General features: G+C 66.6%; 15 protein-coding genes and 1 tRNA gene. 10 read left to right on the plus strand and 6 right to left on the minus strand.

The window, feature by feature from the left end; genetic code table 11:
• Nucleotides 1–7: 7 nt before the first annotated feature.
• The gene (locus tag CR918_RS05865; protein WP_025875165.1) at nt 8–244 is read left to right on the plus strand and encodes a hypothetical protein; all 237 of its coding nucleotides are present in this window, start codon (nt 8–10) and stop codon (nt 242–244) included.
• 1 nt (nt 245) lies between these two features.
• Here CR918_RS05865 and CR918_RS05870 read toward each other — a convergent pair whose 3' ends face one another.
• Together CR918_RS05870 and CR918_RS05875 are read right to left on the minus strand one after the other, a co-directional pair.
• Nucleotides 246–1,295, minus strand: coding sequence for a 4Fe-4S dicluster domain-containing protein (locus CR918_RS05870; protein ID WP_059063731.1), 1,050 nt, complete (start codon nt 1,293–1,295; stop codon nt 246–248).
• Entirely contained in the window at nt 1,292–1,576 is a 285-nt protein-coding gene (locus CR918_RS05875; protein WP_032976492.1) for a hypothetical protein, read from the minus strand. Before CR918_RS05875 ends, CR918_RS05870 begins: the two co-directional genes overlap by 4 nt.
• A 180-nt stretch (nt 1,577–1,756) precedes the next feature.
• Here CR918_RS05875 and CR918_RS05880 point away from each other — a divergent pair, with 180 nt between their 5' ends.
• Together CR918_RS05880 and hemN are read left to right on the plus strand one after the other, a co-directional pair.
• The gene (locus CR918_RS05880) at nt 1,757–2,197 is read left to right on the plus strand and encodes a group III truncated hemoglobin (RefSeq protein WP_032976493.1); all 441 of its coding nucleotides are present in this window, start codon (nt 1,757–1,759) and stop codon (nt 2,195–2,197) included.
• 44 nt (nt 2,198–2,241) lie between these two features.
• Entirely contained in the window at nt 2,242–3,651 is a 1,410-nt protein-coding gene (hemN, locus tag CR918_RS05885; RefSeq protein ID WP_099842240.1) for an oxygen-independent coproporphyrinogen III oxidase, read from the plus strand.
• A 9-nt stretch (nt 3,652–3,660) separates the two neighbouring features.
• Here hemN and CR918_RS05890 read toward each other — a convergent pair whose 3' ends face one another.
• Together CR918_RS05890 and CR918_RS05895 are read right to left on the minus strand one after the other, a co-directional pair.
• Complete coding sequence (locus CR918_RS05890) at nt 3,661–4,140, minus strand: hypothetical protein (protein WP_099842241.1); 480 nt, start codon at nt 4,138–4,140, stop codon at nt 3,661–3,663.
• Between the two features lie 171 nt (nt 4,141–4,311).
• Nucleotides 4,312–4,398 (minus strand) — tRNA-Leu (locus CR918_RS05895).
• A gap of 154 nt (nt 4,399–4,552) precedes the next feature.
• On the opposite strand from CR918_RS05895, the gene CR918_RS05900 reads away from it, so the two are divergent.
• From CR918_RS05900 to CR918_RS05920, 5 genes are all read left to right on the plus strand, one after another.
• The gene (locus CR918_RS05900) at nt 4,553–5,536 is read left to right on the plus strand and encodes a TraB/GumN family protein (RefSeq protein WP_157804347.1); all 984 of its coding nucleotides are present in this window, start codon (nt 4,553–4,555) and stop codon (nt 5,534–5,536) included.
• A gap of 58 nt (nt 5,537–5,594) precedes the next feature.
• Nucleotides 5,595–6,047: a BLUF domain-containing protein gene (locus CR918_RS05905; protein ID WP_223482232.1), complete on the plus strand. Its 453-nt coding sequence runs from the start codon at nt 5,595–5,597 to the stop codon at nt 6,045–6,047.
• A gap of 111 nt (nt 6,048–6,158) precedes the next feature.
• Entirely contained in the window at nt 6,159–7,445 is a 1,287-nt protein-coding gene (locus CR918_RS05910) for a nucleotide sugar dehydrogenase (RefSeq protein ID WP_025878879.1), read from the plus strand.
• 44 nt (nt 7,446–7,489) lie between these two features.
• Nucleotides 7,490–9,112 carry an FMN-binding glutamate synthase family protein gene (locus tag CR918_RS05915; protein WP_099842243.1) on the plus strand — a complete coding sequence of 541 codons (1,623 nt, stop codon included), beginning with the start codon at nt 7,490–7,492 and terminating at the stop codon, nt 9,110–9,112.
• Nucleotides 9,113–9,174: 62 nt separating this feature from the next.
• Nucleotides 9,175–9,636 carry a GNAT family N-acetyltransferase gene (locus CR918_RS05920; RefSeq protein ID WP_025878881.1) on the plus strand — a complete coding sequence of 154 codons (462 nt, stop codon included), beginning with the start codon at nt 9,175–9,177 and terminating at the stop codon, nt 9,634–9,636.
• A 25-nt stretch (nt 9,637–9,661) separates the two neighbouring features.
• On the opposite strand, the gene CR918_RS05925 is transcribed toward CR918_RS05920, so the two are convergent.
• Together CR918_RS05925 and CR918_RS05930 are read right to left on the minus strand one after the other, a co-directional pair.
• Complete coding sequence (locus CR918_RS05925; RefSeq protein WP_099842244.1) at nt 9,662–10,909, minus strand: TIGR03862 family flavoprotein; 1,248 nt, start codon at nt 10,907–10,909, stop codon at nt 9,662–9,664.
• Nucleotides 10,896–11,330, minus strand: coding sequence for an FKBP-type peptidyl-prolyl cis-trans isomerase (locus CR918_RS05930; protein WP_099842245.1), 435 nt, complete (start codon nt 11,328–11,330; stop codon nt 10,896–10,898). The genes CR918_RS05925 and CR918_RS05930 overlap by 14 nt, the downstream gene beginning before the upstream one ends.
• A 69-nt stretch (nt 11,331–11,399) precedes the next feature.
• Here CR918_RS05930 and CR918_RS05935 point away from each other — a divergent pair, with 69 nt between their 5' ends.
• Together CR918_RS05935 and CR918_RS05940 are read left to right on the plus strand one after the other, a co-directional pair.
• Nucleotides 11,400–11,765 carry a DUF6164 family protein gene (locus CR918_RS05935; protein WP_032976499.1) on the plus strand — a complete coding sequence of 122 codons (366 nt, stop codon included), beginning with the start codon at nt 11,400–11,402 and terminating at the stop codon, nt 11,763–11,765.
• 263 nt (nt 11,766–12,028) lie between these two features.
• Nucleotides 12,029–12,796: a sulfurtransferase gene (locus CR918_RS05940; RefSeq protein WP_099842246.1), complete on the plus strand. Its 768-nt coding sequence runs from the start codon at nt 12,029–12,031 to the stop codon at nt 12,794–12,796.
• Nucleotides 12,797–12,804 lie beyond the last annotated feature (8 nt).

Here is a 12,804-nt window from a genome sequence, read left to right on the forward strand (position 1 = left end):
AGGTCGTATGGAATACGGCATGCATGGCTTGGCTGAACGGGTACGCCGCGAACTGGAAGCCAGTTATCACAAACACGGATGCGGTCCGGCGTTCTGGGATACCTACCAGCAGGTGCTTGATCGTCTGGTTCCGCAGGGGACCGGGCGAACCGATGTCACCAATGAAATGGCGCTGATCATCGAACAACTGGGCATCGTCCGCCGCGCCCAGCTGGTACCGCCGCGCCCGGGCGACCCGGGCTGATTCAGAGCAGGCGCCAAGCGCCGCACACCAGCAGCGCCAGCAGCAACGAAGCCAGGGCCGTGGTGCGGGGGCGCCACCACCGGCGCGGCTGGCCTGCCATCACCTGCGGGCTGCAGTAGCGCACCAGGCTTGGGCCGAAACCGGCCTGATGCTGCTGCTGCGTGCACGCTTCCAGGCAGGCACCGCAGGCCAGGCAGTCGGCCTGTGGGCCATGGCGGATGTCCAGCTGCATCGGGCACGCGCGCACGCAGGCCATGCAATCGAGGCAGTCGCCCAGCCGATCCGCGCTGAAGGTGGGCATCGGTCCGGCCAGCAGCGGATGCGCGGCACGGAAGACATAGTCCTGCGCGGTGGTGGGATCGAGCAGGCCGCGACCGCGGCCGAGCACGCCGCCCAATGCCGGCGGGCGGGCGCCGCGCGGCTCGCCGCGGCGTGGGTCATACAACATGCGCGGGGTGTGCGGGTCGGTCAGCAACGGCTGCATGCGCGCGAACGGACAGAGTGATCGGCACACCTGCTCGCGCAGGAACCCGGCATTGCCCCACGTGGCGCCGGCATAGAACAGCACCCAGAAGGTCTCCCAGCCACTCCATGCGCCATCGAACGCGCCGGTGACCAGTTCGCGGATCGGGCTGAACAGCCCGACGAACGTGATCCCGGTCCACAGCGACAGCAGCAACCAGGCCAGCTGGGTGGCCGGCCGCGCCAGCTTCGCCGGCATCACGCGGGCCAATGCCTGCGCGATTCCGTCGAACGCTCGTGTCCATAGCGTCTGCGGGCAGGCATGTCCGCACCACACGCGACCAGCCAAGTGGGTGAGCAGGGCCAGACCCACCGCCATCACCGCCAGCAGCCCCAGCAACACACCGATGTCATCCGGCCACAGGGTCCAGGCGAACAGGTCGAAGCGGCGCGCGTTGAGGTCCAGCAGCAGGGCCTGCCGTCCATCCCACTGCAGCCACGGCAGCGCATGGAACAGGACCAGCAACGCAAGGCCCAGGGTGCGGCGCCAACGCCATGCGCGCAGGGGCGAGGATGCGGTGATGCTCATCCCAGTGGCAGCTCCTCATCCTCTTCGTTCGGCATCGGCCGCAGCAGGTAGCCGGTCACCGCGCTGGAAAGTGCGGTGACCGCCCAGAACATGAAGAAACCTGCGGTGTAGCCCAGCTCACGGCTGATGGCCGTACCCGGGAAGCTGATCGCCTGCAGCCGCAGTGGATCGACGAAGGCGAAGAACACCACGCAGGCCAGGCCGGCGGCGATGAAGCTGGGCCACAGGACTGCACCCCAATGCTGGATACGCCGCTGGCGGCTGGAAGTCGGTGTGTTCATGCGGGTTCGGGTTGAAGAAGAGGGCGGCGCGTATACTTCGCCGTGGTTGGCGCAGCATCCGCAGGGCATGCTTCCTGCAAGCGTGCCAGCCTAGGTGCGCCGCAGTGCGCTGACATTGATCTGGATCAACAGCGGTGGTGGCGGCATGCGGCACACTGCCGATCCGCACTTGGTGCCCTGATGAACGCAACGCCCACGACAGCCCTTCCCATTGCTTCGCCAGAGTTGTGCAGCGAGGAGGAAGTGACCCGGTTGGTCCATGATTTCTATGCGCGCGTGCGTGAAGAGGAGCGTCTGGGGCCGGTATTCGAAGGGCATGTGCGCGACTGGCCGGAACACCTGGCCCAGCTCGTCGATTTCTGGTCGGCGATGCTGCGCGGGACCCGCAGGTTCAAGGGCTCGCCGATGTCCAAGCACATGGCGATCGATCTGGAAAAGGATCTGTTCGACCGCTGGCTGGTGCTGTTCCACATCACCACGGCCGAATGCAACAACCCGCCCATGCAGGCGCTGGCCGACGATGTGGCCGCCCGCATCGCCGACACCTTCTGGCGCCGCTACCAGATGCTGCGCTGGCCGCAGGTCATGCTGCCGGTGCTGGGCGTGCCCACCAAGGATTGATCTGGGTCAAGGCGCACCGGCAGGCTTAGGGCGATGCTGGCGCCATGGACACGTTCTCTCCCGCTGCCGGTGGCCTGGCCTGGACCTTCGATCCCGATCTGCTGCGACGGCATGACCGTCCCGGCCCGCGCTACACCTCCTATCCCACCGCGCCGCACTTCCATGACGGCTTCGATGCACCCGCGCTGCGCCAGGCGATCGCCGACAGCAACCCGTTGGCGCGCGCGTTGTCGTTGTACGTCCACGTGCCATTCTGCTCCAGCCCCTGCTTCTACTGTGGCTGCAACCGGGTGATCACCCGCGACCGCGGGCGTGGCCACAGTTACGTGTCACGCGTGCTGGCCGAGGCGGACCTGCTGGCACCGCAGTTCGCCGATGGTCGTGAAGTGATCCAGCTGCACCTCGGCGGTGGTACGCCGAATTTCCTCGATGCCGATGCGATGACCGCACTGGTCGAGGGCCTGCGCCGCCGCTTCGATTTCAGCGGTTCGTCGCAGCGTGATTTTTCCATCGAACTGGACCCGCGTTTCATCGACACCAGCGATGTGGCGATGCTGGCCCGGCTGGGCTTCAACCGCGCCAGCCTGGGCGTGCAGGATTTCGACCCGCAGGTGCAGGAATCGATCAACCGGGTGCAGGGCGTACGGCAGACGCTGGATATCCTGCGTGCGTGCCGCGACAGCGGCATGCGTTCGATCAACGTCGATCTGATCTACGGCCTGCCAGGGCAGAGTCTGCAGGGCTTCGGCCGCACCCTGGAACTGGTGCTGGCGCTGCGTCCGGATCGACTGGCGGTGTATGGCTATGCGCATCTTCCTCACCTGTTCCGTGCGCAGCGACAGATCGACGAAAGCCGGATGCCTTCGCCGGAAGACAAGCTGGCGCTGCTGGGCCTGGCGGTGGAGCGCCTGTCCGCAGCCGGCTACCAGTACATCGGCATGGACCACTTCGCATTGCCGGAAGAAGATCTGTCGCGTGCCCAGCGCGCCGGCCAGCTGCATCGCAACTTCATGGGCTACACCACCCACGCAGACACCGATCTGCTCGGCCTTGGCGTAAGTGCGATCAGTCACATCGGTGCCACCTACAGCCAGAATCCGCGTGACCTGCCGTCGTGGGAGAGCGCGGTGGACCAGGGACAGTTGCCGGTCTGGCGCGGCGTCGCACTCAGTGCCGACGACCAGCTGCGCGCCGAGCTGATCCAGCAGTTGATGTGCCAGGGTGAGGTGGATGGAATGTCACTGGCCCAGCGCCACGGCATTGATTTCGAGACCTACTTCGCCGAAGACCTGCAGGCCGTGCAGCGCCTGCAGCAGGATGGCCTGGCCGAGTACCGCGATGGCGTGGTGCGTGCCAGCGAGCCCGGGCGGCCGTTGCTGCGCCTGCTGGCGATGTGCTTCGATCCCTATCTGCGCGCTGCGCAGGAGCAGCCGCGTTACTCGCGGGCGATCTGAGCGCGGGCCTCAGCGCTTGCCGACGCCGCGTTCGGGATGGCGCGCGGCCATGCCACCACTGGAGGTGGTGTTCCAGTTGCCGCTCAGGTCGCGCACGCTGGTGGAGTAGGAGCCGTCGCTGTACTCGGTGCGCCACCTGCCGCTCAGGTCACGCTTGCTGACCGAGTAGCTGCCGTCACTGTACTGGGTGCGGATGTTGCCGCTCAGGTCAGTGCTGCTGTTGGAGTAGCTGCCATCGCTGTGGGTGGTGCGCTTGCGGCCACTCAGATCCGTGGTGGTGGTCGAACGGCTGCCGTTGCTGTGCTCGGCGGTCACCCGGCCGGACAGGTCGCGCTTGATGCGGCTGGACGATCCGTCACTGTTGCGGATATCCAGGCTTCCGTCGAGATTGCGGTGGCTGTCCGAACGACTCTGCGCCGATGCCGGTGCGTTGGCCTGGGCGAGCATCGCGAACAGCGCCAGCGATGACGCGATCCCTATCCACTTCATGGCTGATCTCCTTGTGCGCGGTTCGGCGGCCGGGGCGTTCGATTCTGCCATGCCGGCTTGGAGCCGTCTTGATCGCAGCGACGTCAGCCGAATGGCCGCATCGCTTTCAACGGGCTGCTGTTGAACCAGCGGTGCGTTGGCCCATTGCGGGGGCGTCGATGCTTGATTGGGTGGTGCCCGGAGCCGGAATCGAACCGGCATGGGGTTGCCCCCGGCGGATTTTAAGTCCGATGCGTCTACCAGTTTCGCCATCCGGGCCTGCAGCGCGCGCCGATTGTAACGGAATCGCCGCCGCTGCCGCCGGCTAACGCGGCTTTTACGCAGTCGGGCGCGGGGCTGGGTACAGTCCGCCAACGTTCCCGGGAATGGCGATATGCGTGCACGTGGCAGGCGATGGATCGGATGCAGTGCCGTGCTGGGACTGATGCTGGCGATAGGCCCGGTCGCCGCGCAGCAGGTGCCTGCGCCCACCGGGGCGGTGGTGGACATGGCGACGGTGCAGGTGACCGGCGAACAACCCGGCCCCGGCCTCTGGAAGGTCACCGCTCCACAGGGGAATGTGCTGTGGATCCTGGGCACGGTCTCGCCGTTGCCGAGCGGTGTGCAATGGCGCTCCGACGAAGTCGAGCGGACCATTGCCAGCGTCGACCATGTGTTGGGCGATCCGGGTTTCGCCCTCGATGCGAAGATCGGCGTGTTCAAGGGTCTGACCCTGCTGCCACTGGCATTGAAGACCGCGCGCGATCCGCAGGGGCGCACGCTTGACCAGATCCTGCCGCCGGCAACGCACGCGCGCTGGCTCGGCCTGAAACAGACCTACCTGGGCAATGACCGTGGCGTGGAAAAGGACCGTCCGCTGGTGGCCTCCGGCCGCTTGTACCAGGCTTTCCTCAAGCGCAACGGCCTGCGCGATGGCAAGCAGGTCAAGGAAGCACTCGGGCGCGCGTACAAGGCGCACGATCTGAAGCCGGAAGACGTGCAGGTCAAGCTGAAGGTCGACGATATCCGTGGCACGTTGAAGGAGCTGCAGGCCACCGAAGTCGATGACCGCGCGTGTTTCGAGCGCACGCTCGACACGGTGGAATTCCAGGCACCGGTGCTGCGCGAGCGCGCCAACGCCTGGGCGCTGGGGGATGTCGCAGCACTGCGCCGGCTGTCGGGTTCGGCGATGGCCCAGACCTGCCGCGAACTGCTGCAGGATTCGGCCTTCGTGCGCCGGCGCGGCTGGAGCGATATGCCGCAGCAGGTACGCACGCGCTGGCTGCAGGGCGTGGATGCGGCGCTGAGCCGTCATCCAGGCACCTTCGCGACGGTGCCGGTCAGCCTGCTGCTGGGCGAAGGCTATCTGGATGCGCTGATGCAACGCGGCTATCAGGTCGAGTCGCCGCCGGAATAACCAACGCTTGAAGTCCTCGTGCTTCCTGTCATATTCCTCTGCACTCAGGAGGGGAGTGATGGACATGCCGTTGCATGCGTACGCCTATGTCAGCACGGCCAGGGAGGGACTGGACGTGCCCGAGCTCGATGCATTGCTGGCCGATGCGACCGCGTTCAACCGCATGGCCGGGGTGACCGGGGCGCTGATGTTCGATGGCAGCCGTTTCCTGCAGTACATCGAAGGCCCACGGGATGGGCTGGCTTCGGTGCATGCGCGGATCGGCAACGCGCGTCGCCACGGCAGCATCATCCAGCTTGCCGCAGGCCCGATCCCGAGCCGCTGGTTCCCGCGCTGGACGATGGCCAACCGGCACGTGGATGCGGCGACGCTGGGCAGCATCGTGGCGGCCCCGTGGCATGGTTTCAGCCTGGGGCAGGAGCCTCCGGAGCATGGCTTCTGCCTGTTGTTGCGGGCCTGGACGGGGCGGCACGGCGAACTCGAGCCGGCTGCCGTCAGCCTCGGATCCTGATCCGGGCGTGGTCTGGCGCCGCTGCCGCGGTTAACCTTGTCGGCACGTTTGCCTGCTCCCGGATCCTCGCATGACCCAGTGGACACCATCGCCGCCTGTTGGACGCCGCGCATGAGTGCGCCGATCGGCGCAGCACAGAGCCCGTCCCCGGCCATCATCGGCCTGGGATATGTCGGGCTGCCGTTGGCAGTGGCGTTCGGCCGCCAGCTGCCTACCCTGGGGTACGACATCGATGCTGCGCGCATCGCCGAACTGGCCGGTGGGCAGGACCACACGCTGGAAATGGAGCCGGACGAACTGGCCAGCGCGTCGCTGCTGCGTTACAGCAGCGATCCGGCGCAGCTCGACGCCTGCAACGTCTACATCGTCACCGTGCCCACGCCGATCGATGCCTACGAGCAGCCTGATCTGGAGCCTTTGCGCTCGGCGACGCGACTGATCGCCAGCCATCTGCGCGCCGGTGATCTGGTGATCTACGAATCCACCGTCTACCCGGGTACCACCGAAGAAGTCTGCGTGCCGCTGCTGGAACAGGGCTCGGGGCTGCGCTTCAACGAGGATTTCTACTGCGGCTACAGTCCCGAGCGGGTCAGCCCGGGTGACCGCCAGCGGCGCCTGGCCGACATCCGCAAGATCACCTCCGGTTCAACGCCGGACGTGGCTGCGGTGGTCGATGGCCTGTACCAGCGGATCATCACCGCCGGTACGTTCCCGGTGCCGTCGATGCGGGTCGCCGAAGCGGCCAAGGTGGTGGAGAACATCCAGCGCGACGTCAACATCGCGCTGGTCAACGAGTTGGCCCTGATCTTCGATCGCCTCGGCATCGACACCCAGGATGTGCTCGACGCCGCAGGCAGCAAATGGAACTTCCTGCCGTTCCGGCCGGGGCTGGTGGGAGGCCACTGCATCGGCGTGGACCCGTACTACCTGCTGCACAAGTCCGAAAGCATGGGCTACCACCCCGACCTCATCCACACCGCCCGGCAGGTCAACAACCGGGTGGGCGAGCATGTGGCCAAGCGCGTGCTGGCGATGCTGGCCGAACGTGGCCGCATGCCAGCACACTCGCGCATCCTGGTGCTGGGCGTGACCTTCAAGGAGGACTGCCCGGACCTGCGCAACAGCCGCGCGCTGGAACTGGCCCAGCGGCTGGCCGGCAGCGGCGCGCAGGTGGACGTCAGCGATCCGTGGGTGGGGCCGGCTGCCATGGCGGATGAAGGCGTGAACTGGCTGGCCGAGCCGGTGCCCGGCAGCTACGACGCGGTGGTCCTGGCGGTGGCGCATGAGAGCTTCAAGGCGATGGACGATGCCCATATCCGCAGCCTGTTGGCGCCCGGTGGGCTGGTCTATGACGTGAAGTCCGCCTGGCCGCGCAGCGTGGTCGACGATCGCCTGTAGGTGCTTGCGCGGTAGACTCGGGGCAGTTGCAACCGAGGAACGCCATGCACCGGTATATCGTCTACCTGCTCGCCATCCTGATGTTTCCGATCTGCCTGTGGCTGGCCACGATCTGGCCGGCCTGGTACTGGGGCGTCGGCATTACAGCTGCGATGGTGGCGCTGGGGACCTGGGACCTGCTGCAGAAGCGCAGCACCCTGCGCCGCAACTATCCGGTGATGGCGCACTTCCGTTATGGCCTGGAATCGATCGGCCCGGAGATCCGCCAGTACTTCGTGCAGAGCGATCTGGAGGATGTGCCGTTCTCGCGGCAGCAGCGTGCGCTGATCTACCAGCGCGCCAAGAACCAGATGGACACGGTGCCCTTCGGTACCCTGCGCAGCACATATGCGGTGGACTACGAATGGATCAACCATTCGCTGGCGCCGACCACCATCGCCAAGCATGATTTCCGCGTGCTGATCGGTCCGAACTGTGCCAAGCCCTATTCGGCCAGCGTGTTCAACATCTCGGCGATGAGTTTCGGTTCGCTGTCGGCCAATGCGATCCGCGCATTGAACGAAGGCGCACGCCTGGGGGGGTTCTACCACGATACCGGCGAAGGCTCGATTTCGCCGTATCACCGTGAGATGGGCGGTGACCTGGTCTGGGAGATCGGCTCGGGCTACTTCGGGTGCCGTGACGAGAAGGGCGGCTTCAGCGAGGAACGCTTCGTTGCCAATGCCAACCACGATCAGGTGAAGATGATCGAGATCAAGCTGTCGCAGGGTGCCAAGCCTGGCCATGGCGGGGTGCTGCCGGCGCCGAAGGTCACCGCCGAGATCTCGGTGACGCGTGGCGTGCCGATGGGCGTGGACTGCGTGTCGCCATCGCGCCATTCGGCGTTCTCCACCCCGGTTGAACTGCTGCAGTTCGTGGTCCGCCTGCGTGAACTGTCCGGTGGCAAGCCGGTTGGTTTCAAGCTGGCCATCGGCCACCCATGGGAATGGTTCGGCATCGCCAAGGCAATGCACGAGACCGGTCTGCTGCCTGATTTCATCGTCGTCGATGGCGCCGAAGGCGGTACCGGCGCGGCACCGGCCGAATTCGTCGATCACGTGGGGGTGCCGATGCACGAAGCGTTGCTGCTGGTGCACAACACCCTGGTCGGCCTGGACCTGCGCGAGCACATCCGTATCGGCGCTGCCGGCAAGATCACCAGCGCGTTCGATATCGCCCGCACCATTGCGATGGGCGCCGACTGGTGCAATGCCGGGCGCGGTTTCATGTTCGCGCTGGGCTGCATCCAGTCGCTCAGCTGCCATACCGACAAGTGCCCGACCGGCATCGCGACCCAGGATCCGGCACGCTGGAAGCATCTGGATGCACCGGACAAGGCCACGCGCGTGTACAGCTTCCACGAGCACACCCTGCACGCGCTGAAGGAGTTGCTGTGCGCGGCGGGCTTGAACGATCCGGCCGAGCTCGGCCCGGAACACATTCTGCGTCGGGTGTCGCCGGTCGAGATCCGTTCGCTGGCCTCGCTGTATCGCTACCTGGAACCGGGCGAGCTGCTGCACAAGGTGCCCGACCACGCGGTGTTCCATTCGTTCTGGGCGGACGCACGCAGCGATTCGTTCCAGCCGCCACCGAAGATCCAAGCGCTGCGGGCCAGCAAGTCGCGATGACCCGCGTTGCAGGACCGAGCCCATGCTCGATTGCACGAAAACCATCCATGCAAGGAGGCTGCATGCAGTTCAGGACGGGTACCGACGATGATGTGGGCACGCTGTGGGCCCTGCGAACGCGCTGCGTGCGTGAGCTGTGCAGCAGCCACTATCCGCCGGAGGTGATTGCACCCTGGTCGGCATCGCCGCCGCCGGTGCAGTATTCGCGGCTGCTGGGGCAGGGCGGCTGCGTCGTAGCCGAGGATGACCGGGGCAATGTGCTGGGGTTCGGTGTGTTCGATACCGAGGGCAACGAGATCGATGCGCTGTTCGTTGATCCGGATCGGGGCGGGCAGGGTATCGGCCAGGCGCTGATGCAGCGGTTGCTGGCCCTGGCCGACCCGACGCGGGAGGTGGTGCTGTCGGCCTCGCTCAACGCCGTGCCGTTCTACCAGCGGCAGGGCTTCGTCGCCGAGCGCGAGGAACTGTATCCGCATCCCAGTGGCGTGGCATTGGCGTCGGTGAAGATGCGCCGGCCGGGGTGAAATTTCCGGCGCTATCGCGCGTTGATCAACGCGTGGCCAACCACGCGGTCACGCCCTCTGCCGCACGCAGCCCGCTGGCATAGCACGCCGTCAACAGGTAGCCGCCGGTCGGTGCTTCCCAGTCCAGCATCTCTCCGGCGCAGAACACGCCGGGCAAGGCACGCAGCATCAGGCCCTCGTCCAGCGCGTCCAGGCGCACGCCGCCGGCGGTGCTGATCACCTCGGCCATCGGCCGCGGGCGCAGCAGGCGCAGTGGCAGGCGCTTCAACGTGGCGATCACCGCGGCCAGATCGTTGCCGGCATCCTTGCCCAGTGTTTCGAACACCAGTGCGGTCTTCACTGCGTCCAGTCCAGCCTGGCGACGCAGGTGCTCGCCGAAGCTTCGCCCCTTGCGCGGCTGCGAAAGGTCGGCCAGCAGCCGTGCCTCGTCGCGGCCCGGAACCAGGTCCAGCCACAGCGTGGCGTGGCCGTCGCGGTTGAGGGTTTCGCGCAGATCGGCCGACAGGGCGTAGATCAGGCTGCCTTCGATCCCGTACTCGCTGGCCACGCACTCCCCTTGCAGGGTGTGCGGCTCACCGTCGAGGCCATGCCAATGTGCGACGACCGGCTTCAGTGGTGCGCCCGCATGGCGCTGCGCGAAGAACGGTGTCCACGCAATATCGAATCCACAGTTGGCCGATTGCAGCGGCGCGATGTCCACGGCGCGGGCCTGCAACGTCGGAACCCATGCACCGTCACTGCCCAGCTGTGGCCAGCTTCCGCCGCCCAGTGCCAGTACGGTCGCATCGGCGCGCACCTCCAGTTCGCCGTTGTCGGTGGCAAAACGCAGTGCGCCGTCGTCGCTCCAGCCCAGCCAGCGATGGTTGACGTGCAAGCGCACGCCCTGTTCCTTCAGCCGGCGGACCCAGCCGCGCAGCAACGGTGCCGCCTTGCGGTCGACCGGGAACACCCGGCCGGAACTGCCGACGTAGGTCTCCACGCCGAAGCCAGCGGCCCAGTCGCGCAACGCCTGCGCGTCGAAACCATCCAGCCAGCGGCCGACGCGGGTTGCCTGCTCGCGGTAGCGGCTGTCGAACAGTGGACGTGGGTCGGAATGGGTGAGGTTGAGCCCACCCTTGCCGGCGATCAGGAATTTGCGGCCCGGCGAGCCCTTGGCCTCGTACAGATCGACATCCAGGCCTGCCGCGCGCAGCCGCTCGGCGGCAAACAACCCGGCCGGGCCGCCGCCGATGATGGCGATGCGGCGCGACGGGCGGACGTCACTGTTGGACATTGAGCAGCTCGACGTCGAACACCAGCGACGAACCTGCCGGAATCGGGCCGACCTGGCGGTCGCCATAGCCGAATTCCGGCGGAATCATCAGCGTGCGCTTGCCGCCGACCTTCATGCCGGCGACGCCTTCATCCCAACCGCGGATGACCTGGCCTGCGCCCAGTGTGAAGGTGAACGGCTCGCCGCGCTCGACCGAACTGTCGAAGGTCCTGCCGTGCTTGTTGTCGGCGCGCTCGTCGTAGATCCAGCCGGTGTAATGCACGCTGACCTTCTTGCCCGGCACGGCCTCGGCACCACTGCCCAGCTGGGTGTCGATGCGCTCGAACGTGGCAATGGTGCCTCCCGGCGGCGGGCCGGACGGCTCCGACGAGCAACCAACGGCGGCGAGGGACAGCAGCAGGGGAAGCAGCAGGCGGCGCATCAGGCGTCTCCAGGGGCGATGAGTCGAGGGCGGCAAGGTTAGCGCATCGGCGCCGGGTATCATGGTGGCATGGCAAAACTCCTGCTCAATCTGCGCAATGTCGGCAACGACGAATATGCCGATGTCTGCACGCTGCTGGACCAGCACGGCATCGCTTGGTACCGCACCGAACCCAGTCCGTGGGGCATCTCCAATGGTGGCCTGTGGCTGCGCGAGGATGCGGACCAGCCGCGTGCCAAGGCGCTGATGGCCGACTACCAGGCGGCCCGCGGCGTGCGGGTCCGTGCCGAGCGCGAACAGGCCCTGCGCGACGGCACTGCCGAGACCTTTGGCAGCCTGTTGCGCCGCCGCCCTGTGTTCGTGGTGCTGGTGCTGCTGGGCATGGCGGTGGCGGCGGCACTGGTGCTGCTGCCGTTCATGCTGCTGCGGGGGTAGGGGTCCGGCCGGGTTGCACCCGGCACCCGCAGAGGCCTTCAAGCAACATCACAAGCGGCTTTCCGTGGGATGGCGGGGCAGTGTGGGTTTGCGGGGCCGCCGTGAACCCATCCTTGGGGGCTTGGTCGCCGCATCCATGCGGCTCACACCCCGCAACCCCACACTGCCCCGCCTTCGACAGTTTCCGGCGTCTGTAGATCCACGCCATGCGTGGATGAACGGTGGAGGCTGATGCGGGGGCGGTCAGGCGCTAAAATGGCGGGATGATCGCCAATACCGCTGCCTATCATTTCGCCGTCATCGACGCCCCCCAGGCCCTGTGCGACCAGCTGCAGGCGCGTGCCGAGGCGTCCGGCCTGCAGGGGACGATCCTGGTGGCGGGCGAGGGGCTGAACCTGTTCCTGGCGGGGGCGCCGTCCGCGATCGATGGCTTCTACGCGGAACTGCGTGCTGATGCGCGCTTCGCCGATATGCGGGTCAAGACCAGCTTCAGCGAGCACCAGCCGTTCGCGCGGCTGAAAGCCAAGGTCAAGGACGAGATCATCAGCTTCCGTCGTGACGATGGCCAGCCGCTGGACTACCCGCGCGCGCCGGCCATCGATCCTGCCACCGTGCAGCGTTGGCTGCGGCAGGGGCATGATGATGCTGGCAAGCGCGTGGTGATGCTCGATACGCGCAACCTGCAGGAGATCGAGTACGGCACCTTCAAGGATGCGCTGGTACTGCCCATCCACAAGTTCACCGATCTGCCCGAGGCGCTGGCGCCCCATCGTGAAGCGCTGAAGGACAGCACCGTGGTCAGTTTCTGCACCGGTGGCATCCGCTGCGAGAAGGCAGCGCTGTGGATGCTCAACGACGGCATGGACAACGTGCTGCAGCTCGATGGCGGCATCCTCGGTTACTTCGAGGAAGTCGGCGGTGAGGGCTACGAAGGTCGTTGTTTCGTGTTCGACGAACGGGTGGCGCTGGATGCCGAACTGAAGCCGTTGCTGGACGAGCCGTTGCCCGGGCCACGCCCCAGCGCGTTCTGACCCTTCCA

The organism is Stenotrophomonas indicatrix (assembly GCF_002750975.1).
GTDB lineage: Bacteria > Pseudomonadota > Gammaproteobacteria > Xanthomonadales > Xanthomonadaceae > Stenotrophomonas > Stenotrophomonas indicatrix.

What these genes read in the sequence shown, in the direction of transcription:
- CR918_RS05865 (WP_025875165.1), top strand. Translation starts at nt 8, where the DNA reads ATGGAATACGGCATGCATGGCTTGGCTGAACGGGTACGCCGCGAACTG.
- CR918_RS05870 (WP_059063731.1), bottom strand. Translation starts at nt 1,295, where the DNA reads ATGAGCATCACCGCATCCTCGCCCCTGCGCGCATGGCGTTGGCGCCGC.
- CR918_RS05875 (WP_032976492.1), bottom strand. Translation starts at nt 1,576, where the DNA reads ATGAACACACCGACTTCCAGCCGCCAGCGGCGTATCCAGCATTGGGGT.
- CR918_RS05880 (WP_032976493.1), top strand. Translation starts at nt 1,757, where the DNA reads ATGAACGCAACGCCCACGACAGCCCTTCCCATTGCTTCGCCAGAGTTG.
- hemN (WP_099842240.1), top strand. Translation starts at nt 2,242, where the DNA reads ATGGACACGTTCTCTCCCGCTGCCGGTGGCCTGGCCTGGACCTTCGAT.
- CR918_RS05890 (WP_099842241.1), bottom strand. Translation starts at nt 4,140, where the DNA reads ATGAAGTGGATAGGGATCGCGTCATCGCTGGCGCTGTTCGCGATGCTC.
- CR918_RS05905 (WP_223482232.1), top strand. Translation starts at nt 5,595, where the DNA reads ATGGACATGCCGTTGCATGCGTACGCCTATGTCAGCACGGCCAGGGAG.
- CR918_RS05910 (WP_025878879.1), top strand. Translation starts at nt 6,159, where the DNA reads ATGAGTGCGCCGATCGGCGCAGCACAGAGCCCGTCCCCGGCCATCATC.
- CR918_RS05915 (WP_099842243.1), top strand. Translation starts at nt 7,490, where the DNA reads ATGCACCGGTATATCGTCTACCTGCTCGCCATCCTGATGTTTCCGATC.
- CR918_RS05920 (WP_025878881.1), top strand. Translation starts at nt 9,175, where the DNA reads ATGCAGTTCAGGACGGGTACCGACGATGATGTGGGCACGCTGTGGGCC.
- CR918_RS05925 (WP_099842244.1), bottom strand. Translation starts at nt 10,909, where the DNA reads ATGTCCAACAGTGACGTCCGCCCGTCGCGCCGCATCGCCATCATCGGC.
- CR918_RS05930 (WP_099842245.1), bottom strand. Translation starts at nt 11,330, where the DNA reads ATGCGCCGCCTGCTGCTTCCCCTGCTGCTGTCCCTCGCCGCCGTTGGT.
- CR918_RS05935 (WP_032976499.1), top strand. Translation starts at nt 11,400, where the DNA reads ATGGCAAAACTCCTGCTCAATCTGCGCAATGTCGGCAACGACGAATAT.
- CR918_RS05940 (WP_099842246.1), top strand. Translation starts at nt 12,029, where the DNA reads ATGATCGCCAATACCGCTGCCTATCATTTCGCCGTCATCGACGCCCCC.